Here is a 23,466-nt window from a genome sequence, read left to right as displayed (position 1 = left end):
ACGGAGTAGACAGAGTATGGCGCAAACGACAGTCAAGCAGCTGGCATCGGAAACAGGCATTCCGGTGGAGCGGCTCGTCTCGCGCTTGGCGGAAGCGGGCGTGGAGGCACGCTCGGCAGACGATCAGATCAGCGATGACGACAAGCTTAAGTTGTTGCGTCACTTGCGTAATGCCGAGAACGCACGGCCCGGCGGCAGGCTGGGTGCCAAGCGTGCTTCGGTATCTTCGCGGCGCCGTTCGACGTCCGAGCTGAAGGTCAATACCGGTCGCGGTGGCGCCTCGGGACGCACGGTGAACGTGGAGGTGCGCAAGCGCCGCACCTACGAAAATCGCAACGAGCAGACCGAGCAGCCGGCCGAGACGGAGGCAGACGAGGCACGTCTTGCCCAGGCCGAAGCCGAGCGCGAGGCCGCAGAGGCCGAAGAACAGGCGCGGCGCGAGGAAGAACAGCGCAAGGCGGCCGAGGAGCAGGCGCGGCGTGACGAGGAAGAGCGTCAGCGCGCCGAGGCCGATGCCAAACGCCAAGCCGAAATCGCGGCCAAGAAAGAGGCCGAGGAAAGCGCTCGTCGCGAAGCGATGGAACGCGAGCGCGCCAAGCATGGCGTGCGCACGGATGCCACGCGATCGCGGGTGCAGGAAAACCTGCGCCGCGCTGCCGAGAGCCACGGCCGGACCGAGGAAGACATCAAGCGCGAGCGGGAACGCGAGCGCGACACCAAGGCCCGTGAGCAGGACGATTCCAAGCGCAAGGAACTGCACGTCGCCGAAGGCAAGCAGGGCCGGCGCAAGGACAAGAAAAAGCGCGGCGGCCGTCGTCAGAAGAACGTTCAGGTGGCCACCGAGCATACCTTCGAGCGTCCGACCGCACCGGTGGTGCGCGACATCGAGATCCCCGAGCTGATCACGGTCGCCGATCTCGCGCAGAAGATGGCGGTCAAGGGCGGCGAAGTCCTCAAGCGCATGATGCGGCTCGGTGTGATGGCGACCATCAACCAGACGGTCGATCAGGACACCGCGACGATCATCGTCGAAGAGATGGGGCACAATCCGAAGCCGGTCTCCAGCGAGTCCGCCGAAGAGGCGCTTGCGCAGGAAGTCCGTGCCGAGGAAGAGCAGGTTCAGGGTGTCACCCGCGCGCCGGTCGTCACCATCATGGGCCATGTGGATCACGGCAAGACATCGCTGTTGGACTACATCCGCCGCACCAAGGTGCAGGCCGGTGAGGCCGGTGGCATCACGCAGCATATCGGCGCGTATCACGTCACTCACGACAAGGGCGCGATCACGTTCATCGATACCCCCGGCCATGCGGCGTTCACCCGCATGCGGGCACGGGGTGCCGAGATCACCGACATTGCGATCCTGATCGTGGCTGCGGATGATGGCGTCATGCCGCAGACCAGGGAATCCATCCAGCACGCGAAGGCGGCCGGTGTGCCGATCGTCGTCGCGGTGACCAAGATGGACGTCTCGAGTGCAGATATCGAGAAGGTCAAGGCCGGCCTGGCTGCCGAGGACCTGATTCCGGAAGATTGGGGTGGCGACATCCAGATCGTGCCGGTGTCTTCCAAGACAGGCGACGGCGTCGATGATCTGCTGGATGCTGTGCTACTGCAGGCCGAGGTCAGTGAATTCGTCGCGCCACTGGATGTCCCGGCACGCGGCGTGGTGATCGAATCGAGCCTCGAGAAGGGGCGTGGTCCGGTTGCGACGATTCTGGTCAAGGCCGGCATGCTCAAGCGTGGCAACACGATTCTGGCCGGTCCGTTCCACGGTCGCGTTCGTGCCATGTTCAACGAATTGGGCGAGCAGGTGAAGGAAGCCGGTCCGTCGATTCCGGTCGAGGTGCTGGGCCTATCCGGTACCCCGGAGGCTGGCGACGAGGCGTTCGTCGTTGCCAACGAGCGCAAGGCCAAGGAAATCGCGGCCCAGCGCGAGGAGCACCAGCGCGAGTCCAAACTGGCACAGCAGCAGGCTGCCCGACTCGAGGAAGTGTTCTCGGCGATGGGCGAGGACGGCCCGTCGGAGACCAAGGATCTCAACCTGCTGGTCAAGGGCGATGTGCAGGGCAGTGTCGAGGCGCTCGTCGAGTCGCTGCGCAAGATTCCGGCACAGGAAGTCAAGATCCGCATCGTATCCAGCGGTGTGGGGGGTATCTCCGAGTCGGATGTCGAGCTGGCCCTGGCCTCGCAGGCGATCATCATCGGGTTCAACGTGCGTGCCGATAACAAGGCCCGCAAGGCGGTTTCGGAATCCGGCGTGGATGTGCGCTATTACAGCGTCATCTACGAAGCGATCGAGGACGTCACCAACGCCGTGAACGGCCTGCTCGGCACCGAGCTGCGCGAAGAGATCATCGGTCTGGCCGAGGTTCGAGACGTGTTCCGTTCATCCAAGCTCGGCGCGATCGCTGGCTGTGTGGTGGCCGATGGTGCAGTGGTTCGCGGTCAGCCGATTCGTGTCTTGCGCGACAACGTCGTGATTTACGAGGGCGAACTCGAGTCGCTGCGTCGGCATCGCGACGACGTCAACCGCGTGCCGGCGGGCACGGAATGCGGTATTGGTGTCAAAAACTACAACGACATCAAGCCCGGCGACCAGATCGAAGTGTACGAGCGGACCGAGGTCCAGCGTACGGTCGATACCGCGGAGCCTGCATAAGCCGTGGCCCGAGACTTCTCGCGACGTCATCGGGTGGCCGAGGAACTCAAGCGCGAGCTTGGGTTCCTCATCGCCAGTCAGGTCAAGGATCCACGTGTGCAGTTCGTGTCGATCAGTGACGTGGATGTGTCGCCCGACCTGAAGCATGCCAAGGTCTACGTGGCCAATTTCGATGTCACCGCGGCCGAGGACAGCGCTAAGCGTGCCGTGGCCGGGCTGCATGCGGCGGAGGGCTTTCTCAAGCGCGAGCTCGGCAAGCGGCTTCGGCTGCGCGTGATGCCGGAACTGCGTTTTGTCGAGGATACGACGGAGCGTGAGGCTCAGAAGCTGGACAGCCTTATCGCCTCGGCCGTCGCCGAGGACGAGTCGCGTACGCAGGACGCGACTGACGACGGTGACGAAGACGGCACCCATGGGGCGTCGTAGAAAGGGCCACGCGATAGACGGCGTCGTGCTACTCGATAAGGCTTACGGCGTCTCGTCCAATACGGCGCTCCAGAACGTGCGGCGTCGCTTAAACGCTGCCAAGGCCGGTCATACCGGCAGTCTCGATCCCCTGGCGACCGGTCTGTTGCCGGTCTGTCTGGGAGAGGCTACCAAACTGTCCTCTTATCTTCTGTCGGCAGACAAGCACTATCGCGTCACCGCAGCGCTCGGTGCAGAGACAACGACGGGGGATCTGGAAGGTGAAGTGACGATTCGCGGTGAGGCCTCTCTGCCGGACGAATCGGAACTGGCCGCGACGGTGGCGGCGTTTACGGGGCCCCAGTCGCAGATTCCCCCCATGTATTCGGCGCTCAAGGTCGACGGCAAGCCGTTGTATCAATATGCCCGCGAGGGGGTAACCGTCGCACGCTCGCCGCGTCCGATCACGGTGCACGATCTGCGCGTGGTGCGTGCCGCGGCCGATCAGGTGACCTTCGATGTCGCCGTCAGTGGCGGGACATACGTGCGCACCCTGATCGAGGACATGGCCCGTCACTGGGGCGGGCGCGCACATGTGGTTGCGTTGCACCGGACGTGCGTCGGCCATCTCGGCGCCGCGTTGCCCACGGTGTCGCAAGCGCGTATAGATGACGATGTCGAGGCCGAGGGCCCGCTGGCCGCATTCGATTGGCTGCTGCCGGTGAGCACGCTGCTCGCGGACTGGCCGGCAATCACGCTGACCGAAAATCAGGCGGCGCGACTCGGGCATGGCCAGACGGTCCGCGATGTCGATACGCCGGCAGCCGCGGCGATTCGGCTGGATCAGCCGGATGGCCGCGTACTCGGCCTCGGCCAACCGGCCGGAGGCGGCGGCATCGCGCCGCTTCGCCTGTTCGCCCGCCCGCTGGCTTGAGACCGGCCAGTGGCGATTTTGATTGCCTTTGCAACGCGTGCGCACTAGAATAGCGCGCTAATTCAGGTCGTACAGGCGGCATTCGAGAGTTCGTCTCCATCGTGACGGTGGAAGACGACATCGCCATGTCGGATCGCTGCTGACGGCCCATGTCCCCAAGGAGTGAATCATGGCCCTGTCCAATCAGGAAAAAGCAGACATCGTCGAGAAATTCGGTCGCGGCTCGGGTGACACCGGCTCGCCGGACGTCCAGATCGCACTGCTGACCACGCGCATCGTCCAGCTCGGCTCGCATTTCGATCATCACAAGGGTGACCATCATTCGCGTCGTGGTCTGCTCAAGATGGTCAACCGCCGTCGCAAGCTGCTTGACTACGTGAAAAAGCACGACCCGAATCGCTACAAGACGCTCATTCAGGAACTCGGCCTGCGTCGCTGATACGCGCGCCGATCCGCAAGTGATCGTGACAAGCGCCCCTCGGTATCGCCGGGACGGGCGCTTTTTTGTTTCCGCAAAACAGTCAGAGAGAAAAAAGTGAGCAAGGCAGAAATCAAGAGCCGACAGACATTCTCGTTCGGCGCACATGACGTGACGCTGGAAACCGGTGAGATGGCCCGCCAGGCCGACGGGGCCGTGATGGTCAGCATGGGCGACACGGTGGTTCTCGTCACGGCCGTCGGCAAGAAGGAAGCCAAGCCGGACGCGAATTTCTTCCCGCTGACCGTCAACTACCAGGAGCGCACCTACGCCGGCGGCAAGATTCCAGGCGGCTTCTTCAAGCGTGAAGGGCGTCCCGGGGAAAAGGAAACGCTGACGTGTCGCCTGATCGATCGCCCGATCCGGCCGCTGTTCCCGAAAGGTTTCTACAACGAAGTCCAGATCATCGCGACCGTGATGTCGGTCGATCCGGAGATTGATGCCGACATCCCGGCGATGATCGGCGCATCCGCGGCACTGGCGCTGTCGGGCATGCCGTTCGCCGGCCCGATCGGGGGCGCCCGCGTCGGCTATGTCGACGGGGAATACGTCCTGAACCCGGGCGCGACGCAGCTCGGCACGAGCGAGCTGAATCTCGTCGTTGCCGGCACGGCCGATGCCGTGCTCATGGTCGAATCGGAAGCCAAGCAGCTGCCCGAAGATGTGATGCTCGGGGCTGTCCTGTTCGGCCACGAACAGCTGCAGGGCGCGATCCAGGCCATCGAAGCCCTGGCTCAGGATGCCGGCAAGCCGGCCTGGGACTGGCAGGCGCCGGTCGAGGATGAGTCGCTGGCCGATGCCGTGGCCCGTGTCGCCACGGACGATGTGACCGCGGCCTATCAGATCGCCGACAAGCAGGCACGTCAGACGCGCCTCGGCGAAATCAAGGATCGTGTCGTGGCCGAGCTGGCCTCCGATGACGAGGATGGCCACGCCGAAGGCGATATCAAGGACGCCTTGAGCGCTCTCGAGAAGAAGACGGTGCGCTCGCGGATCCTGGCCGGAGAGCCACGTATCGATGGCCGGGATACCCGTACCGTGCGCGATCTGACCATCCGTACCGGTGTGCTGCCTCGCACGCACGGCTCGGCGCTGTTCACGCGCGGCGAGACCCAGGCGCTGGCGGTGACCACCCTGGGCACCGGTCGCGATGCCCAGCTCATCGATGCCGTCGAAGGCAAGTATGAAGAGCCCTTCATGCTGCACTACAACTTCCCGCCGTATTGCGTGGGCGAGACCGGCTTCATGGGCAGCCCGAAGCGTCGTGAGATCGGCCACGGCAAACTGGCCAAGCGCGGGATCCAGGGTGTTCTGCCGGATCTCGAGAAAGAATTCCCCTACGTGATGCGCGTGGTCTCCGAGGTCACCGAGTCCAACGGTTCCTCGTCGATGGCCTCGGTCTGCGGAACCAGCCTGGCGCTCATGGACGCGGGCGTGCCGATCAAGGCACCGGTGGCCGGTGTTGCCATGGGCCTGATCAAGGATGGCGACAAGTTCGCGGTGCTTACCGATATCCTCGGTGACGAAGACCATCTCGGCGACATGGATTTCAAGGTCGCCGGCTCGGTCAACGGTGTGACGGCGCTGCAGATGGATATCAAGATCGCCGGCATCACCCGTGAGATCATGGAGGCGGCGCTGTCGCAGGCCAAGGACGGCCGCATGCATATCCTGGGCATCATGAACGAGGCGATCGACGCGCCGCGCTCGGAAGTCTCGCAGTGGGCCCCGCGCATCTTCACCATCAAGATCGATTCCGAGAAGATCCGCGACGTGATCGGCAAGGGTGGGGCGACGATTCGCTCGATCACCGAGGAGACCGGCGCGTCGATCGATATTGAAGACGACGGCACGATTCACGTCTCTGCGGTTGACAAGACGGCGGCGGATCTCGCGATCAAGCGAATCGAGGACATCACCCGGGACATCGAGGCCGGCCAGATCTACGAAGGCAAGGTCGTGCGTATCGTCGATTTCGGTGCATTCGTGAATCTGGCGCCGGGCCGCGATGGCCTTGTCCATATTTCGCAGATTGCCCAGCATCGGGTCGAAAGCGTCAGCGACGAACTCTCCGAAGGCCAGATGGTCAAGGTCAAGGTGCTAGAAGTCGATCGACAGGGCCGTGTGCGTCTGTCGATGAAAGAACTGGCAGAAAACGAAGAAGCCTCGAGCGACGACAACGCCGAGTAAGGCGGGCTGCATCGCGACAGCAAGCCGCTGAAGGAAAAAGCGCCCCGCGGGGCGCTTTTTTTTTGCTCTGTGACCGACCGATCGATGGATCGCCGATCGTGCACGTGCAGGGTTCGTTTCGAGATGGCCCAAGCGAGGCCAGGCGCAGGATCGAAAGCGGGGGCTTATCGCGAGGCACGAAGCGCCGCGCAAAAAAAAGCCCCCTTGTTGCAAGGGGGCCAAGTGCGAGAAAGGCCGTTAGGCCTTTCGGAGGAGATAAGCAGGCCGTCAGCAACGACCTTGGTACGCAGTATAGTACGACTTTCGTATGAGTCAATCTATTCGGCGGAAATTTGGTATCGGTACCACGCGATCGTCAACGAATACCGCCACCGCCAGCGGCGCGCCGGTCGGCATTATGGGCCGGGCGCGCGTCGGTGCGCTGTCGGGAGCGCCAGCCGGAGGCGATGATCAGCGACCGAGCTGGCGTTCCCGGATCTCGTCCAGGCTCTTACAGTCCACGCACAGCGTCGCGGTGGGTCGGGCTTCCAGACGGCGAATGCCGATCTCCATGCCACAGGTGTCGCAGAAGCCGTAGTCGTCCCGATCGACGCGGCCAATGGCCTGATCGATCTTGCGAATCAGTTTGCGTTCGCGATCCCGCGTACGCAGCTCGAGCGAGAACTCGGATTCCTGACTGGCGCGATCGGTCGGATCCGGGAAGTTCGCCGCCTCATCCTTCATGTGATGCATGGTGCGGTCCACTTCCTCCATCAGCTCGCGCTTCCACTGCACGAGCAATCCGCGAAAATGCTCGCGCTGCTCCTCATTCATGTACTCCTCGCCCTCGGCGGGCGTGTAAGGAGTAAACTCCTGAGGGGCATCAAGTTTTTTGGGGCTGTCAGTAGTCGACATGGTGCTCTCGCCGTCGATAAACAGCGCGTAGCTGTAGCAAAAAACAGGGATTGGCGCAATTACGGGGCATTGTGGACCGTCGGTGTCGTGGTGGACGCCGGGCCCTCGGTTTCGATGTACAACAATGTAGCGCCGATCACGGCTGCCGGCATCACGATCAGATTGGCCAGCGGAATCGCTGTCGCCAGTGTGACGGCGCTGCCGAAACCGAGATGCCGCCAACCGCGGGCGTAGAGATGCTGCATCTTGTCGTCGAAGACCATACCCCGGTTCGCCATGGGCTGGTCGAGATATTCGAATGCGAGCATGAACGCGCCGAACACGAACCAGAGCGGCGCGATCGCCAGGTTGGCCAGCGGTATGAACAACAGCAGGAGACTGATGAGCGCCAGCACCAGCGCGCGCGAGGCGTAATAGCGAAGACGCCGCAGCTCACCGGCGAGACCGTCCCACATCTCGCCGGCCAGATTCATCCCGCTTTCCGGCGCCCGCCCCGTGGCCAGACGTTCGACCCGGGCGGACAACATGCCGTTGAACGGACTCGCGATCAGGTTGGCGATCACCGTGAAGAAGTAGCAGAAGGCAAGCGCGAACAGCACCATTACAATCCACCAGAGCACGTTTTCAAGCCATGCCAGCCAGCCGGGCAGCCCGGCGAGCCATGTATTCAGCCAGTCATTGACCTGCCAGCCCAGCAGACTGATGAGCGCGGCGATCAGAATCACGTTGACTGCGATCGGCACGATCACATAACGACGCAGGCTGCGCTCGGTGAGGAGGTTGAAGCCTCGGGCGAGATAACCGGGCCCGACGACGAACTCGCTGATCGGATTCATGTGTTGTTCGGCCAGACGATCTTAATCTTGCTGCCATTGTATCGGGCTCGGGTTTACCGACCCTGACCCCGTGTTGATGTTTTCCCGCTCTGGATCGAATGCCATGAAACATGCCACGCGTATGCCCGCGCTGTTTGCGCTGCTCGTCCTGATGGGGGCCGCGTTGGTCGGTTGCTCCAACGACAATGACGATGGGCAACAGACAAACGCCCAGCAGCAGCTCCAGCAGGCCAACGAGAATCTGGCCCAGGCCCAGCAGAACCTGGAGACTGCCAAGACACAGGCCGAGCAGGCGCAGGAAAAGGCCGACGACAACGCGCAGGACGCTGCCGAGGACAAGGTCGCCGCGGCGGAAAAGGAAAAGTCGCGCGCCGAGCAGAAGCAGGCGGCAGCCAAGCATGAGTCGACGAAATCCGAGTCGCACAAGAAGGAGACAGCCCGTGCCTCGGAGTCGTCCGAATCCGAGACGCAGGCGGTGTGCCAGAACTGCGGCACGATCTCATCGATCACGCCTGTCCGCCAGAACGCCCAGCACGGCTCCGGGGTCGGCGCCGTGGCTGGCGGCGTCGCCGGCGGGGCGGTCGGCAGCCAGATCGGCCATGGCGCCGGCAAGACCATCGCCGAGATCGCCGGCGCACTCGGCGGTGCCTACGCCGGTAATTATGCCGAGAAGAAAGTACGCAAGACGACGGTCTATCGCGTCGATGTAGCCATGGACACCGGCAACAGCCGGCAGCTCACACTGGATACGGCGAGCGGCATCAGCACCGGAACACGGGTGCGGGTGATCGGCGACAGTATTTCACCGATGCATTGACGTTGACTGCCGGGCCGCCCGGTTGGGGCGGACGGGAACGGCATCTGCCGGGGTATGGCGATGCGCCAGACGAAGCACGCCGGAAGCCGGTGGTGAACGTGACGTTCGCCGCCGGCTCTGCAGAGCGGCTCAGTGTCAGGGCAGTTCGACGCGACTCGGCGCCTGCCAGCCCGATGCACGATGTTCAGCGATCACGGTGGTGTCGATACCGCCACGAACCCAGAACTCGGCGCGCAGGCGCATGAAGCGCGGCGCGGTGGCGGCAACCAGGTCTGAGAGCATCTGATTGGTCACGGCCTCGTGGAAAGCGCCTTCATCGCGAAATGACCAGATATAGAGCTTGAGCGACTTCAATTCCACGCACGTGGTTTCCGGCACGTATTCCAGGTGCAGCGTGGCGAAATCCGGTTGTCCGGTCTTGGGACAAAGACAGGTGAATTCCGGAATCCGCATGCGGATGGTGTAATCCCGCTCGGGCGTCGGGTTGTCGAATGTCTCGAGTTGACGGCTTGGCTGGGTAGACATGAGCGAACGTCGGCAGAGGATGGGGATGAGGGACGCCGGATCGGTCGACAGCACGGGCGATATGGCTGTCACGGCCGCGAGCTCTGGCGCCAGCTCGCGTAGGGTACACTATGGCCGGTCGACGTTTCGCGGGAGCGCCCCGTTGGCGCCACAACTCGTGTCCGGCAAGACGCGAGTCACCGATCGTGGCGTGCCACGATTCAGGCTCGCAACGCCGCAGGGCGGGATTTGTGGCCCAACCCTTGGGGACAAGCGCTGTTTTGCGGCAATACAGCGTTGTCGCCTGCTGGTGCAGAATAACGGCACGGCGCGCACTACGCCTCGTCTTGCCGCAAAACAGCGCTTGGCGCGGACTCGTACGATATCTCAACAGGTCGCAGGGTCGCTGTGTTCTCATGCCGCAAGACGGCATCGTCGGCGGGGTGGCATGGGACCAGGCTTTGCGGCATCGTGCGCGTGGTTCGGGATCGCCTCGCGGTAAACGTGTTCCCACGAGCCGTGCGTGCAGAATATCGCAGCGCCGGCGGCGCGTGGCGTTGCCATCGGCGCTGGTGCATTCTCGATCGATGCGTTCCCGGCGGCGCCCTGAGCGTCGGTGAGCGCGTCATATCGCGCCTGAATCCTCAGCGCGCCGGTCGTGCACGGGCCGGTTGATCAGATCGTCGACGGGCGCGGTGCACCGGGCCTGGTTTTGTTGTTCATCACGCGAGACGTCATGCGTCTGACGCACATCAAACTCGCCGGTTTCAAATCCTTCGTCGATCCGACGACGTTGTCGCTGGCCTCGAATCTGACGAGCGTGGTCGGACCCAACGGCTGCGGCAAGTCGAATGTGATCGATGCCGTGCGCTGGGTCACTGGCGAATCGAGTGCGCGCCAGCTTCGTGGTGAAGCGCTCGAAGACGTCATATTCAACGGCTCGCACGCACGCAAGCCGGTCGGTCGAGCATCCGTCGAGCTGAAGTTCGACAATAGCGAAGGCAAGCTCGGTGGGCAGTACGCGGCGTTTGCCGAAATCGGCGTTCGTCGCGAGCTGACACGCGACGGCGCGTCGAAGTATTTCATCAACGGTACGCGCGCACGCCGGCGTGACGTGGTGGATCTGTTCCTCGGGACCGGTCTGGGCGGCCGGTCGAACTACGCGGTCATCGAACAGGGCGCGGTCAATCGGCTGATCGAAGCCAAACCGGAGGATATGCGCCAGGTTCTCGAAGAAGCGGCCGGCATCTCCAAATACAAGGAACGACGACGGGAGACCGAGAACCGAATCCGCCACACGCGCGATAACCTCGACCGCCTCGATGATCTGATCGGCGAAATCACCACGCGGCTCGGGACCTTGAAGCGTCAGGCCGACAACGCCGAGAAGTACAAGACACTCAAGGCCGACGAGCGTCGGCTCCGCGCCGAGCTCCTGGCACTCAAATGGCAGGAAAGAAGCACCGAGGTCACCGAGGCTGAAAACGCGTTGCGCGAGGTCGAGGCGCGGCTGCGCGAAGCGATCTCGTCCCGTCGTGCAGCCCAGGATAAACGCGACGAAGCCACACAGACCCAGCGGGCGGCCGGTGAGACCGTCCAGACGGCTCAGGCAGCCTTCTACGACGCGCAGGCCGGTGTCGGACGCATTGAACAAGCGATGCGTCATGCGCGTGAGGTCTCGGAGATGCGACAGCGCGAACGCCAGTCGCTGGTCGACCGCCTCGAGACGCTGGGCGCTCGGCGCGACGCGGATCGCCAGCAGGATGTCGAACTGGCCGAAACACAGGAGACGCGCCGTACCGAGCGGGCGGCGGCCGAGGCGGCCCGCCAGAGTGCGCTGGAAACGCGCGAGATGGCGGAATCGGAGGCCGAGGCCGCCGAGCGAGCCTGGGATGAGCTCAACAATCAACAGGCCAACCCGGTCCAGCAGCTCGAGGCAGAGAAGACCCGGGCATCATATGCAGCCGCCGAACGGGACAAGCTCGCCGACCGCCAGCAGCGCCGGCAACAGGAACGAGACGGGCTGCCGGAGATCGCGACCGAGCGTCTGACTGAACTGGCCGATGAAGTCACCCGTCAGAAGGCTGCACTCGAGGCAGAGCGGGCGTCGCTGGCCGACGAACAGACGCGCCACGACGCATTGCGCCTCGAAATCGACGCCGGCGACCAGCGTCTGGCCGAAGCCCGAACCGAGCACGGCGAACGCCAGGCCGAGCTTGCTGCCGAACGCGCCATGCAACAGGCCGTGCTGCGCGAGGACGATGCCGGCATCACCGAATGGCTCGCTGCGCAGGGCCACGGTGCACCGGTGGGGGTGGCCCGGCGTGTTCGCATCGCGACCGAATGGCGACACGCGGCCGAGGCGGCGCTCGCCGATCTGCTGCGCGGCTTTGCCGTGGACACCGTCGCGAGCGCGGACAGTGGGGCGCCGACCTGGCCGGACGAGCGGATCACGCTGGTCGATGACACGGCCGATACGACCGCCGGTGCCGCGGCCGGCTCAAACGATGCCGCACCGGCTGGACTGGCATGTCTGGCCGGCGGTATCGAGGGGCCGGCCGCCGTTCGGCGGGCCGCCGCCGCGGTGTTCGTGGCACCGGACTGGGCCACGGCGGCGGCTGCCCGATCGGCGCTGTCGGCGCACCAGCGCATCGTGACGCTGGACGGGGCGGTTCTCGGGGCGGGACATATCACGACGCCGCCTCGCGAGACGAGCGCGCAGGCGGTCTTCGAGCGTGAAACGCGTATCGACGATCTCGCAGCACGCGTGGCCGTGCTGGAAGAGACCGTCGCCGCCGAGCGGGACCGTGTGGCGGAGGGAAACCGGACCCTGAGCGTGCTGGACGAATCGCGCCGTGAACGCGAGGGGCGTATTGCCGAGCATCGGCGCGCGCTGGAAACCGCCGAGGCCGAGCTGGAAGGACAGCGTCTGCGTGTAGAGCAGACGCAAACCCGTCGCGCCGAGTTGGACAGCGAACTTGCGGAGCTGGCCGAGCATCTGACCGAGGCACGTGCAGCCGCCGAGGCGGCCGAATCGCGTACCGCCGCGCTGGCCGACGACGCCGCGCGCCATACCGAAACCCGCGAACAGACCCGCACGCGCCTCGGCCAGGCCCGCCGGCAACGCGATGACGCACGGCAGGCAGCGGCCGGGGCCGAGCGGGCGCTCGCCGATGTCGATCAATCGCTGTCGCAGCTGACGACCCGGCGCGAAAGCCTGAAACTGCGGCTCGACGAGACCCAGAGCGCCTTCGATGGCGTCAAGAACGATATTGCCCGCTTCGATGCCGAGACGCCGCAGAATGCCCAGGACGCCGGCTACGACGCGGCTGACCTCGAAGCGGCGCGCGAAGCCCGTGCGACCGCGGATCGCGAACTGAGAAGCGCACGCGAAGCACACGAGGCGACGGATACCACGCTGGCCGAGGCCGGCAAAGCGCTCATGCAGGCCGAGCAGCACGTCGAGAAGACGCAGGAGGCACTCGGTCAGGCGCGTATCGCGGTCGAGACCGCCGCAACGCGTCGCCAGGGCGTCGTAGAGCAGCTCTCGGAGCTGGGCGAGGCGCCGGCCCCGATCATTGAACGCCTGCCCGACGAGGCTGCACCGCCTGCCTGGCAGCGGGAGATCGAGCGCATTGAACAGCGCATCGCCCGGCTCGGGGCAATCAACCTCGCGGCCATCGAGGAATACGATGAGGCAGCCGAGCGCGAGCGCTACCTGGCCGAACAGCACGCCGATCTGACCGACGCGCTGACGACGCTTGAATCGGCGATCGCGCGCATCGACAAGGAAACGCGCGAGCGCTTCCGCACGACCTACGAACAGATCAATCGCCGGTTCTCGGAGATGTTTCCGCAGCTGTTCGGTGGCGGCGAGGCCGCGCTGTCACTGACCGAGCAGGACTGGCTGACCACCGGTGTGCGCGTCATGGCACGCCCGCCCGGCAAGCGCAATGCTTCCATCCAGATGCTCTCGGGCGGCGAGAAGGCCCTGACGGCGGTCGCACTGTTGTTCGCGCTGTTCGAATTGAACCCGGCGCCGTTCTGTATGCTCGATGAGATCGATGCGCCGCTTGACGATGCCAACGTCTCGCGTTTCTGTGAGCTGGTGCGCAAGATGTCGACACAGGTGCAGTTCATCGTCATCACGCATAATAAGCTGACCATGGAGCTCGCCGAGCAGTTGCACGGTGTGACCATGGCCGAGCCCGGCGTGTCGCGTCTGGTCAGTGTGGATATTGATGCCGCGCTCGATCTCGCCGGTTGATGTCCGATGCCGCATCGCTCGGGGTAAGGCAGGCACGAGGGCCCATTCATTTTCATCACACCGCGTATGTCTATCGTGCAATGGCTGCTTCTGATTCTGGTCGTCCTCGTCGTCGTGAGCGTGTACGTCTACATGCGTCGTCAGGCAGCGAGTGATCCCTGGCGCGACATGGACGAGCCCGAGGAAGCGCTCGACGAGCGTGCCGATGGACCTGGGGATTCCTACGTCGTGGGCGTGCGGACCATCAACCGCGAGACCCCGGCCGACCGCAAGGCGGCGGCGTCAGCCCGGGCCGATCAGCACGCCGAACCGGTCGAAGACGACGGCGCCGACCGCACGCGTGCCCTGCGGCCACAGCCGACCGCGGTGCGCCGTCGCCCGGCGCCGCCCGAGCCGGAACCCGAGCCGCTGCCGCGCCGTAGCGCGAAGGTGCGGTCGAGCGAGATCGAGGCCCCGCGCGGCCTGTTCGACGACGAGCCGGATACCGCCGAGGAACACGGCGCATCGACGCGCGGCCTGGAGACGCCGGGGGCTGCAGACGACGGCGTGGCCCGTACCGAAATGGTCGCGCCGCAGCCGGCGGCCGGCTCCGAGGTGTTCATCCTCTACGTCGCGGCCGGCGCCGAGCAGCGTTATACCGGACCGGCGATCCACGAGGCGCTGACGGCGCTCGGCCTGAAGTTCGGCCTCAATGACATGTATCACCGCACGACCGAGACCCGTGGCATGACGGAATCCGTCTTCGCCGTGTCCAACATGGTCCAGCCCGGCACGCTTCATCCGGCCGAAGCCGAGGCACTGGAAACGCCCGGTCTCGCCATGTTTCTCCTGGTCCCCGGGCCGCTCGAGGGCCGAGCGGCGATGCACGACATGATGGAAACCGCGCACGGCATCACCACGCAGCTCGGTGGCACCGTGCTCGACGACAAGCGGGCTCAGCTCAAGGCGCAGACGGCCCAGTTCATGCTCGATCAGATCAGCGAGATCGATCGGCGGGCACGTCTGGTCAGCCGTCGCTAGGGCCTGTTGATGTTTCGTTCGAGCGCCGCGTTGGAAACCGCGAATCGTGTCCTGCAAGGCGCGAGTTGCTGATCGTGGCGTGCCGCGATCCAGACTCGCAACGCCGCAGGGCGCGATTTGCGGCCCAACCCAAAGGGACAAGCGCCCCGAAAGCACGACGGCAATACAGCGCTTGGCGCGGACTTGCACGAAACCTCAACAGGCCCTAGCACGTCATGGCAGAAGAGATCCCCGAGCAGGTGCGCGAGCGCGCGCGAGAGCTGGCCGCGTCGCTCGGCGCGCTGTCGCGGGCCTATTACGTCGATGATGATCCGACGGTCAGCGACGCCGAATACGACCGCCAGTTCCGTGCGTTGGTGGATCTGGAGGCCGATTACCCGGGGCTGGTCACCGCCGACTCGCCCACCCAGCGCGTCGGCGCGCCGCCGGCCGAATACTTCGATTCGGTCGAGCACGCGATACCGATGCTCTCGCTGGCCAATTGTTTCGACGACGACGAACTGGCCGAGTTCGATCGCCGGGCACGTGAAGGTGCCGGGCGCGACAGGCTGGCGTATTGCGCCGAGCCCAAGTTCGACGGCACGGCACTGAACCTGCGCTACGAGGATGGTGTTCTGGTGCGGGCCACCACGCGCGGCGACGGACTGACCGGCGAGGACATCACCGCCAACGCGCGTACGATTCGCAACCTGCCGTTGCGACTGCCCGCCGAACGTCCGCCCGGGGTCATCGAAATCCGCGGCGAGGTGGTCCTGGCCCGGTCGCGGTTCAACGAACTCAATGCGCGTCTTGAAAGAGAAGGTACCAAGCCGTTCGTGAATCCGCGCAATGCCGCGGCCGGCAGCCTGCGCCAGCTCGACTCCCGCGTGACAGCCACGCGCCCGCTGGCCTTCATGGGCTACGGGATCGGCCAGGCCGTAGGCATCGAGCTGCCGGATAGTCTGCATGCCCAGCTGCAGCTGCTCGCGGACTGGCAATTCTCGATCAGCCCGTATGTCGATCGCGTCGAGGGGCTGGCGGGATGTCGTGAATACTATGACGCGATGGCGGCCCGCCGGGCCGAACTCGACGTCGAGATCGACGGCTGTGTGTTCAAGGTCGACGATCGCGCCAGTCGCGACGAGCTCGGTTTCGTTGCCCGGGCGCCGCGCTGGGCGATCGCCCGCAAGTTTCCGGCCGAAGAGACCACCACTCGGCTCAACGCCGTGGAATTCCAGGTCGGACGTACCGGGGCGTTGACCCCGGTCGCCAAGCTCGAACCCGTCTTCGTTGGTGGCGTGACCGTATCCAACGCCACCTTGCACAACATGGACGAAATCGCGCGCAAGGACGTGCGTGTCGGCGATACGGTCGTCGTGCGGCGGGCCGGCGATGTGATTCCCGAGGTCAAGGAAGTCGCAGAACGGGGCGCGGATGCACAGCCGATCGCGTTGCCGAGCGCATGTCCGGTTTGTGGTTCGGCGGTCGAGCGCGTGGAAGGCGAGGCCGTGGCGCGCTGTACCGGGGGGCTGGTGTGTGCGGCCCAGCGTCGTGAGTCGCTCAAGCATTTTGCCTCGCGCAACGCGCTGGATATCGAAGGCCTCGGCGATCGCCAGATCGAGGCGTTCGTGGCTGAAGGGCTGCTGGAAACCCCGGCCGATGTTTTTGGCCTGCACGCGCATCGCGCGGCCCTGGTCGAACGCGACGGCTACGGCGAGAAATCGGTCGCCAATCTACTGGCCTCGATCGAGTCGGCGAAGGACACCACGCTCGAGCGGTTCATCTTCGCGCTCGGGATACGCGAAGTCGGCCAGACCATGGCACGCGATCTGGCCCAGCATTTCGCCACGCTCGACGCACTGCGCGCCGAGGCGAGCGCCTATCTTGAGCGTGAGGGCCAAGCGCTGGCGCAACACCCTGACAACAAGGCCGCGCGCGAGCGCCTGATGACGGCAGAAGGTCTGCAGGCCGTGCCCGGTGTCGGCAGTCGTGTGGCCCACTGCATCGCCGACTTCTTCACCGAAAGTCGCAACCTGTCAGTCATCGATGCGCTTATCGCGGTCGGCGTGCACTGGCCTGTGGTGGATGTCGACGATACCCCACAGCCTCTGGCCGGGACTACGTTCGTGCTGACCGGCAGCCTCGAGACGATGACCCGCGAACAGGCTGGCGAGCGGCTCGAGGCGCTCGGCGCCCGCGTGACCGGCAGTGTGTCCAGGAAAACAGACTATGTGGTCGCCGGGGAGTCAGCCGGCAGCAAGCGTGACAAGGCCGAAAAGCTGGGCGTGGCGATCCTCGACGAGCCGGGGCTGGCCGCGCTCCTGGCCGAGCATGAAGGGCAGGGATCATGAACGGACATTTGTGTGGCCGTGTGGCGATGCTGCTCGCAGCGACCGTCGTCAGCGCCGGCTGCAGCGCCACACTGACGGGCCCGGTAGGCGAGGCCAGCTGTCAGGCTGCGCTCGACAACGCAGGCCAGCGTCTGGAGACATTGCGACACGATGCAAGCGGCGCATCCGATCCATCGACCCGTCGTGCCGATCTGGCGACATTCACAAGCGCGGCCGACCGGGTGGGCCGCGCCTGTGCGCCAGACACGCCGGCGCCTGTTTCACCGTCCGAACAGCAATCACGTTCGCGGGCCCGCTCGCCCAAAGCGGGATGAGCGGCGTGCTTGCCGGGATAGGCCCGACATCTTAGTCTAACGCCTCGATTTCCGAGTGAGGCAAGACACGGTGGCGCGAAGCTGGCTCGAGGTGACGACCGACGAAGTACAGTCCCGGCAGGGGGCCAACGACCGTCTGGCCGAACGACGTGAGGCGATGTCCGATCGGGCCTGGGCCTTGATCGAGGCGTCACTGGCGCCGGCTTTTCAGGCAGCGGCCGCGAGGCTCGGGGCGCGTGAATATCGCGTGGCCGGCGACAGCGAACTGGCCGTTGCCAAATGCGGAATCTATGCCCCGGGGGCCGTGGAACACGACCCGCGAGTCGCGTTCCACGAGGCCGAATTCGATGCCTATCAACCGCTCGTGATCCTGCGGCGCAAAGCCGATGGGGCCGGCCAGCCCGTGCATGCCACCACGTTGCATATCGAACGGCTCGATGCGGAGGCGATCGAGACGTTTCTGTCGGCCAACGGTTGATACCAGGGGCTGTTCGCCGCGCGCTGGTTGCCGTCGGGCGTATGCCGCGGCGAAAGCGGTCGGGTGACTGACCGGCCAGCGCCGATCACGAAACCGGCAGGGCGTATTTGATCGCGTATCGCGGTCGGTGCCGACTCGGGATGAGACACGCGACGCAATGGCATGTGCCGGGGCGGCGGCGGACACGAGCCACGCCGGGCCCGAGATGCCGCGCCGCGGCAGCGCCTCGGCCGGATCGAGAATCCGTGGCGATGCGCGGCGCGATGACGGCCCCGTTCGCGCATGCCGACTGGAAGCGAGTCGTGCGCGAACGCGGCGTCGTTGTCGTCTATTCGTCGCTGCTCAGGGCGCGAATCGACAAGGCGTGGATATCGGTCTGCATCAGATCGCCGAGCGCGCTATAGATCATGCGGTGCCGGGCGATCAGGGACGTGCCGTCGAAGTGTGCGCTTCGCACCGTCACGTGATAGTGACCCAGACCGGTCTTGGCCCCGGCGTGGCCGGCATGCAGATGGCTGTCATCGCGGATGGCGATGTCCTCGGTTTCGAGATGCTGTCGAATGGCGGCACGGATGCGCGGGATGCGATCGCTCATGCAAAAAACCTTTCAATGCGTTCAGGACTGTGGTCGGGACGAAGCGCGGCCGTCCAATCGTTCGGTGCGCGGCCTGTACTCTCGGACCGGCGGTGGCGGATCGGTCGACGCCGTTTGAAACGACGCCGGTTGATCATGATCACTTGATAACGCAACGCCAAGCACGCCGCGGGTTCAGGGCCGGAATATGGCCACCGCATCGAGGCCCACGCGACGCCTTATCTCATGACGACACGTCCTAGAAGACCTTCTTGTACGGGTAGACGCTCGTTTCCATGTACACGCCTTCGGCATTGTACGGATCGACGGTCGCCCACTGGCGTGCGGATTCCAGACTGTCGAAGGCCGCGATGATGATGCTGCCCTGAAAACCCTCGACGATGCGGCCATAGGCATCGGTGCGGGGCAACGGACCGGCCGTGAGCAGTCGGTCCTCGGCCTTGAGATCCTCCAGGCGCTGGCGATGCTCGTCGCGCGCCTTGGCACGACCGGTATCACTCTCGGCGACGTCGAAGGACACGATAGCGAAATATTCCATTGGCAGACCTCCGGGGCAGCATCGCTGCGGCATGTATCTGGGCGTAGTCTGCCGTATTCCGCACGTCATCGGCCATGCCGCGCTATACTCGGCTCATGGCTGATCTGATCCACGTCCACGCCGAGACACCGCAGCCGCGTCGTATCGCCCAGGCAGCCGCGGCGCTGCGCAGCGGTGCCGTGATCGCATACCCGACGGACTCGTCCTACGGGCTGGCCTGTGCGATGGGCAACAAGGGAGCGATGCAGCGCATTCGCTGGATTCGTGATCTCGACCAGCAGCATTTCTTCACGCTCGTGTGCCGCGATCTATCCGAGATCGCCCAGTATGCGAAGGTCGAGAACACGAGCTTTCGCCTGCTCAAGGCGGCCACTCCCGGCGCCTACACTTTCGTACTGCCGGCCTCCAGGCAGGTACCCAACTGGCTGGCCCATCCCAAGCGCAAGACGATCGGGATCCGCGTGCCGGCCCATCCGGTCGCCCGCGCGCTCGCCGACACGCTGGGCGAACCGTTTCTGTCGGTGACGGCGATGAGCGACGACGGGCGCAATCTGTCGGAGGCATTCGAAGTACGCGAGGTCTTCGATCGGCAGATCGATCTGGTGCTCGATGGCGGTGCGACTGGCGTCGACCCGAGCACAATCGTGGATCTGACCCAGGATCCGCCGGAAATACTGCGCCAGGGCAAGGGCAGCGCCGAGGCCATTGGCCTGGAGGCGCCGTCGGCGTAGGGCTCCGAAGCGGGTGACGCCTCGCGTATACTCTCGGCGATCGAATCCAGTTCTGAACAGGGAGTCAGTCGCGTGTCAGAGGCCAACCCGCGCCCGGTGGTGCTGTCCGGCATCCAGCCCTCCGGTGCACTCACGCTCGGCAATTACATCGGCGCGTTGAAGCACTGGGTCAACATGCAGTCGACGCACGACTGCCTGTTCGCACTTGTGGACATGCATGCAATCACGGTGCGCCAGGAACCGGCGTCGCTGCGTGATCGTTGTCATGAATTTCTCTGTCTGTATCTGGCCGCCGGTATCGATCCGGATAACGCCACGCTGTTCGTACAGTCACACGTGCCGGCTCATGCGCAGCTCTCCTGGCTGTTGAACTGTCATACCGCCATGGGCGAGCTCAACCGGATGACCCAGTTCAAGGACAAGTCAGCGAAGAACGTCGATAACATCAACGCCGGTCTTTTCGACTACCCGGTGTTGATGGCGGCTGACATCCTGCTCTATCAGGCCGATGAAGTGCCGGTGGGTAACGACCAGAAACAGCATCTGGAACTGGCGCGCAATCTGGCGGAACGCTTCAATCAGCGCGCGCAGCGCGACGTGTTCACGGTGCCCGAGCCGTTCATTCCCGAGGTCGGGGCGCGCGTCATGAGCCTGGGCGAGCCGACTGCCAAGATGAGCAAGTCCGACGATGTCGAGGCCAACGTCATCAAGCTGCTTGATCCGCCCAAGAAAGTGATCAAGAAGATCAAGCGTGCCGTGACCGATTCCGATGGCGAAGTGCGATTCGACCCGGAGGGCAAACCCGGGGTGTCCAATCTGCTTTCGATCCTCTCGGCTGTGACCGATCGCCCGATCCCCGACCTCGAGCGCGACTACGCCGGTGCCGGCTACGGCGCCCTCAAGGGTGATCTCGCCGATGCCGTGGTGGCATTTCTCGAACCCTTGCAGGCACGTTATGCCACGTTCGCGGCCGATCGGGCCGGGCTCGACGCCATCCTGGCACGGGGGGCGACCGCAGCCCGTCAGCGCGCCCAGCCAACGCTGGATGCCGCCTACGAGGCCACGGGCTTCCTGCCCGCGGTCTGAGTCGAACCGGGCATACGCGGATCGTGAACGAAGCGGATACGCCGGTCGCGGCGGAGGCAGCGCCGGCGCGGGTCGCCGGCGAGCCCTACGGCGAACTGCCGTCGGATCTGTATATCCCGCCGGACGCGCTACGCGTCTTTCTCGAGGCCTTCGAAGGGCCGCTGGATCTGCTGCTCTATCTGATTCGACGCCAGAATCTCGATATTCTCGATATACCGGTGTTCACGATCACCCAGCAATACATGGCCTACATCGAGTTGATGGAGGAAATGGCCATCGAGCTGGCCGGTGAATATCTTCTGATGGCTGCGATGCTGGCCGAGATCAAGTCGCGGATGCTGTTGCCGCGAACGACCACCGACGAGGCCGAGGAGGGCGAGGACCCGCGCGCCGAGCTGGTCCGCCGTCTGGCCGAATACGAGCAGTTCAAGGAGGCCGCCCAGGGCCTGGATGAGGTGCCCCGAGTCGGCCGCGATCTGACACCGGTCCGTCTGGCCGCGCCGGCCGTAGCGGTGGACAAGCCAATGCCCGATGCGGATCTCAAGGCGCTGCTCGGTGCTCTGCATGATGTCCTGGCCCGAGCAGAGCTCAATACCGAGCATGTCATCTCCCGCGAAACGCTGACCGTGCGCGAACACATGACACGAATTCTGGACAAGCTCGCGCCCGGCGCGCGCACCTCCTTTCCGGCGCTGTTGGCGATCGACGAGGGCCGACTCGGCGTCGTGGTCTCGTTTCTGGCGGTTCTCGAGCTCGCCCGGGAATCGTTGATCGCCATCGAGCAGGCCGAGCCCTATGCGCCGGTCGCGTTGCGCCGTGCGGCCCCGGTCGGAGCCGTGTGATGGACGAATCCGACACCCGTACGGATCACGACCCAGTCTCGTCGCGTGTGGTCACCGCCGTCGAGGCGCTGCTCCAGGTCGCGCATGGCCCACTGGCGGTCGACCGGCTCGTCGCGCTCATCGAAACCGATGAGCATGTCGATCGGGCGAGTGTGCGCGCGGCACTGGACGTACTGGCCACGCGTTATGCGGCGTCGGCCGCCGAAGTGGTCTCGGTGGCCAGCGGCTGGCGGCTGCAGGTTCGGGCCGAACATGCCGATCTGGTGGCGCGTCTGTGGGCCGACAAGCCACCGAAGCTTTCGCGTGCGGTACTCGAAACCCTGGCGATCATCGTCTATCGCCAGCCGTTGGCGCGCTCCGATATCGAGGCGATCCGCGGCGTCTCGGTCTCGACCCAGATCATCAAGACCCTGTCCGAATACGAGTGGATCAAGGTGATCGGTCATCGCGAAGTGCCGGGTCGGCCGGCGCTCTATGCGACCACGCCGCGATTCCTGGATGATTTCGGCGTGTCGCGTCTGGCCGATCTGCCGCGACTTCCCGAAATCAAGGATGCCGAGGCGCTGGAAGCCGCGATCGCGCGTCTCGGCGCCTCGTCGGCGGCCCCGCAGACGAGTGCGGCGGCAAACGAGCAGCCGGCCGATGAGGCGCCCGATACCGGCGCCCCGGGCGACCGCCCCTTGGAATAATGTGTCGCGCCCCGCAAGATACGCGCGACCGAGTTACTTGCCGGGCGCGGCGCGCCCTTCACGAAGGATTGTCATGGCAGCACTGAACACCGAGCGCGTGCTGAGCGTGAAGCACTGGAACGATTCCCTGTTCTCGTTCACCACCACGCGCGATGCCTCGCTTCGCTTCGAAAACGGCCAGTTCGTGATGATCGGGCTGACGCAGGACAACGGCAAGCCGCTTCTTCGGGCCTACAGTATCGTCTCGGCCAATTACGAGGAGCACCTCGAGTTCTTCTCGATCAAGGTGCCGGACGGCCCGCTTACCTCGCGGTTGCAGCATCTGGCCGTGGATGACGAAGTGTTCGTGTCCACCAAGCCGACCGGGACGCTGCTGATCTCGGATCTTCACCCGGGACGCAACCTGTATCTGCTGTCGACCGGGACCGGGCTGGCGCCGTTCCTGTCGATCGTGCGCGATCCCGAGACCTATGAACGGTTCGACCGGGTTATCGTCGTACACGGTGTGCGCTACAAGAACGATCTGGCCTACGACACGCTCCTGAGCCACGATCTACCCGAAGACGACCTGCTCGGCGAGCTGATTTCCGGCCGGCTGTTGTATTACCCGGTGGTCTCGCGTGAACCGTTCAAGCATGAGGGGCGGTTGACGACGCTGTTGGACAACGGGCGGATGACAGCGGATCTCGGCATCGAGGATCTGGATCCGGCCCACGACCGGGCCATGATCTGCGGTAGCCCGGCGATGCTCGACGACACGGCTAAGCTGCTCGATGATCGCGGTTTCACCGTGTCGCCGCATATCGGCGCGCCGGGCGAATACGTCATCGAACGCGCCTTCGTCGAGAAGTAGTCC

General features: G+C 64.8%; 20 protein-coding genes. 15 read left to right on the top strand and 5 right to left on the bottom strand.

Annotation, left to right across the window (positions count from 1 at the left end):
- Positions 1-16: 16 nt before the first annotated feature.
- The 5 genes from infB (at position 17) to pnp (ending at position 6,669) form a co-directional block, all read left to right on the top strand.
- On the top strand, positions 17-2,662 hold the full coding sequence (gene infB, locus D3260_RS10840) for a translation initiation factor IF-2 (protein ID WP_120098615.1): 2,646 nt from the start codon (positions 17-19) through the stop codon (positions 2,660-2,662).
- A gap of 3 nt (positions 2,663-2,665) precedes the next feature.
- The gene (gene rbfA / locus D3260_RS10835) at positions 2,666-3,088 is read left to right on the top strand and encodes a 30S ribosome-binding factor RbfA (RefSeq protein ID WP_120098614.1); all 423 of its coding nucleotides are present in this window, start codon (positions 2,666-2,668) and stop codon (positions 3,086-3,088) included.
- The gene (truB, locus tag D3260_RS10830) at positions 3,075-4,001 is read left to right on the top strand and encodes a tRNA pseudouridine(55) synthase TruB (RefSeq protein ID WP_120098613.1); all 927 of its coding nucleotides are present in this window, start codon (positions 3,075-3,077) and stop codon (positions 3,999-4,001) included. Before rbfA ends, truB begins: the two co-directional genes overlap by 14 nt.
- A gap of 169 nt (positions 4,002-4,170) precedes the next feature.
- Positions 4,171-4,440 (top strand): 30S ribosomal protein S15, encoded by a 270-nt coding sequence (gene rpsO, locus D3260_RS10825; protein ID WP_120098612.1) that lies wholly within the window; start codon positions 4,171-4,173, stop codon positions 4,438-4,440.
- Positions 4,441-4,611: 171 nt separating this feature from the next.
- Positions 4,612-6,669, top strand: coding sequence for a polyribonucleotide nucleotidyltransferase (gene pnp, locus D3260_RS10820; protein WP_199671473.1), 2,058 nt, complete (start codon positions 4,612-4,614; stop codon positions 6,667-6,669).
- Positions 6,670-7,119: 450 nt separating this feature from the next.
- On the opposite strand, the gene dksA is transcribed toward pnp, so the two are convergent.
- Together dksA and cysZ are read right to left on the bottom strand one after the other, a co-directional pair.
- Positions 7,120-7,563 (bottom strand): RNA polymerase-binding protein DksA, encoded by a 444-nt coding sequence (gene dksA, locus D3260_RS10815; protein WP_120098611.1) that lies wholly within the window; start codon positions 7,561-7,563, stop codon positions 7,120-7,122.
- Positions 7,564-7,622: 59 nt separating this feature from the next.
- The gene (cysZ, locus tag D3260_RS10810) at positions 7,623-8,399 is read right to left on the bottom strand and encodes a sulfate transporter CysZ (protein ID WP_120098610.1); all 777 of its coding nucleotides are present in this window, start codon (positions 8,397-8,399) and stop codon (positions 7,623-7,625) included.
- A 103-nt stretch (positions 8,400-8,502) separates the two neighbouring features.
- On the opposite strand from cysZ, the gene D3260_RS10805 reads away from it, so the two are divergent.
- Positions 8,503-9,216 (top strand): glycine zipper 2TM domain-containing protein, encoded by a 714-nt coding sequence (locus D3260_RS10805; protein WP_158583498.1) that lies wholly within the window; start codon positions 8,503-8,505, stop codon positions 9,214-9,216.
- A 135-nt stretch (positions 9,217-9,351) separates the two neighbouring features.
- On the opposite strand, the gene queF is transcribed toward D3260_RS10805, so the two are convergent.
- On the bottom strand, positions 9,352-9,741 hold the full coding sequence (gene queF, locus D3260_RS10800) for a preQ(1) synthase (protein WP_120098670.1): 390 nt from the start codon (positions 9,739-9,741) through the stop codon (positions 9,352-9,354).
- Between the two features lie 715 nt (positions 9,742-10,456).
- Here queF and smc point away from each other — a divergent pair.
- From smc to D3260_RS10775, 4 genes are all read left to right on the top strand, one after another.
- Positions 10,457-13,987 carry a chromosome segregation protein SMC gene (gene smc, locus D3260_RS10795; protein WP_147418176.1) on the top strand — a complete coding sequence of 1,177 codons (3,531 nt, stop codon included), beginning with the start codon at positions 10,457-10,459 and terminating at the stop codon, positions 13,985-13,987.
- Positions 13,988-14,053: 66 nt separating this feature from the next.
- Complete coding sequence (gene zipA / locus D3260_RS10790) at positions 14,054-15,007, top strand: cell division protein ZipA (RefSeq protein ID WP_120098607.1); 954 nt, start codon at positions 14,054-14,056, stop codon at positions 15,005-15,007.
- Positions 15,008-15,222: 215 nt separating this feature from the next.
- On the top strand, positions 15,223-17,337 hold the full coding sequence (gene ligA / locus D3260_RS10785; RefSeq protein WP_120098606.1) for an NAD-dependent DNA ligase LigA: 2,115 nt from the start codon (positions 15,223-15,225) through the stop codon (positions 17,335-17,337).
- A gap of 384 nt (positions 17,338-17,721) precedes the next feature.
- Complete coding sequence (locus D3260_RS10775; protein WP_120098604.1) at positions 17,722-18,129, top strand: hypothetical protein; 408 nt, start codon at positions 17,722-17,724, stop codon at positions 18,127-18,129.
- Between the two features lie 328 nt (positions 18,130-18,457).
- Here D3260_RS10775 and D3260_RS10770 read toward each other — a convergent pair whose 3' ends face one another.
- Positions 18,458-18,724 (bottom strand): BolA family transcriptional regulator, encoded by a 267-nt coding sequence (locus tag D3260_RS10770; protein WP_120098603.1) that lies wholly within the window; start codon positions 18,722-18,724, stop codon positions 18,458-18,460.
- Positions 18,725-18,962: 238 nt separating this feature from the next.
- Positions 18,963-19,262, bottom strand: coding sequence for a YciI family protein (locus D3260_RS10765; RefSeq protein WP_120098602.1), 300 nt, complete (start codon positions 19,260-19,262; stop codon positions 18,963-18,965).
- Between the two features lie 95 nt (positions 19,263-19,357).
- On the opposite strand from D3260_RS10765, the gene D3260_RS10760 reads away from it, so the two are divergent.
- The 5 genes from D3260_RS10760 to D3260_RS10740 all read left to right on the top strand — a co-directional run bounded on the left by D3260_RS10760 (position 19,358) and on the right by D3260_RS10740 (position 23,463).
- Entirely contained in the window at positions 19,358-19,993 is a 636-nt protein-coding gene (locus tag D3260_RS10760) for an L-threonylcarbamoyladenylate synthase (RefSeq protein ID WP_120098669.1), read from the top strand.
- A 72-nt stretch (positions 19,994-20,065) separates the two neighbouring features.
- Positions 20,066-21,079, top strand: coding sequence for a tryptophan--tRNA ligase (gene trpS / locus D3260_RS10755; protein WP_120098601.1), 1,014 nt, complete (start codon positions 20,066-20,068; stop codon positions 21,077-21,079).
- A gap of 23 nt (positions 21,080-21,102) precedes the next feature.
- Positions 21,103-21,921: a ScpA family protein gene (locus tag D3260_RS10750; RefSeq protein WP_233544031.1), complete on the top strand. Its 819-nt coding sequence runs from the start codon at positions 21,103-21,105 to the stop codon at positions 21,919-21,921.
- Positions 21,921-22,610, top strand: a complete 690-nt coding sequence (gene scpB / locus D3260_RS10745; protein ID WP_120098599.1) for an SMC-Scp complex subunit ScpB — start codon at positions 21,921-21,923, stop codon at positions 22,608-22,610. The genes D3260_RS10750 and scpB overlap by 1 nt, the downstream gene beginning before the upstream one ends.
- A 73-nt stretch (positions 22,611-22,683) precedes the next feature.
- Positions 22,684-23,463 (top strand): ferredoxin--NADP reductase, encoded by a 780-nt coding sequence (locus D3260_RS10740; RefSeq protein ID WP_120098598.1) that lies wholly within the window; start codon positions 22,684-22,686, stop codon positions 23,461-23,463.
- Positions 23,464-23,466 lie beyond the last annotated feature (3 nt).

Origin of the sequence: Salinisphaera sp. Q1T1-3, assembly GCF_003602005.1 — a bacterium.
Classification (GTDB): domain Bacteria; phylum Pseudomonadota; class Gammaproteobacteria; order Nevskiales; family Salinisphaeraceae; genus Salinisphaera.
Note: the sequence above shows the minus strand (reverse complement) of the source record. Positions and strands in the feature narration are given on the sequence as shown.

Excerpts from the sequence above, each read along its gene's own strand:
- infB (WP_120098615.1), top strand. The coding sequence starts at position 17 with ATGGCGCAAACGACAGTCAAGCAGCTGGCATCGGAAACAGGCATTCCG.
- truB (WP_120098613.1), top strand. The coding sequence starts at position 3,075 with ATGGGGCGTCGTAGAAAGGGCCACGCGATAGACGGCGTCGTGCTACTC.
- rpsO (WP_120098612.1), top strand. The coding sequence starts at position 4,171 with ATGGCCCTGTCCAATCAGGAAAAAGCAGACATCGTCGAGAAATTCGGT.
- pnp (WP_199671473.1), top strand. The coding sequence starts at position 4,612 with ATGGCCCGCCAGGCCGACGGGGCCGTGATGGTCAGCATGGGCGACACG.
- dksA (WP_120098611.1), bottom strand. The coding sequence starts at position 7,563 with ATGTCGACTACTGACAGCCCCAAAAAACTTGATGCCCCTCAGGAGTTT.
- cysZ (WP_120098610.1), bottom strand. The coding sequence starts at position 8,399 with ATGAATCCGATCAGCGAGTTCGTCGTCGGGCCCGGTTATCTCGCCCGA.
- D3260_RS10805 (WP_158583498.1), top strand. The coding sequence starts at position 8,503 with ATGAAACATGCCACGCGTATGCCCGCGCTGTTTGCGCTGCTCGTCCTG.
- queF (WP_120098670.1), bottom strand. The coding sequence starts at position 9,741 with ATGTCTACCCAGCCAAGCCGTCAACTCGAGACATTCGACAACCCGACG.
- smc (WP_147418176.1), top strand. The coding sequence starts at position 10,457 with ATGCGTCTGACGCACATCAAACTCGCCGGTTTCAAATCCTTCGTCGAT.
- zipA (WP_120098607.1), top strand. The coding sequence starts at position 14,054 with ATGTCTATCGTGCAATGGCTGCTTCTGATTCTGGTCGTCCTCGTCGTC.
- ligA (WP_120098606.1), top strand. The coding sequence starts at position 15,223 with ATGGCAGAAGAGATCCCCGAGCAGGTGCGCGAGCGCGCGCGAGAGCTG.
- D3260_RS10770 (WP_120098603.1), bottom strand. The coding sequence starts at position 18,724 with ATGAGCGATCGCATCCCGCGCATCCGTGCCGCCATTCGACAGCATCTC.
- D3260_RS10765 (WP_120098602.1), bottom strand. The coding sequence starts at position 19,262 with ATGGAATATTTCGCTATCGTGTCCTTCGACGTCGCCGAGAGTGATACC.
- D3260_RS10760 (WP_120098669.1), top strand. The coding sequence starts at position 19,358 with ATGGCTGATCTGATCCACGTCCACGCCGAGACACCGCAGCCGCGTCGT.
- scpB (WP_120098599.1), top strand. The coding sequence starts at position 21,921 with ATGGACGAATCCGACACCCGTACGGATCACGACCCAGTCTCGTCGCGT.
- D3260_RS10740 (WP_120098598.1), top strand. The coding sequence starts at position 22,684 with ATGGCAGCACTGAACACCGAGCGCGTGCTGAGCGTGAAGCACTGGAAC.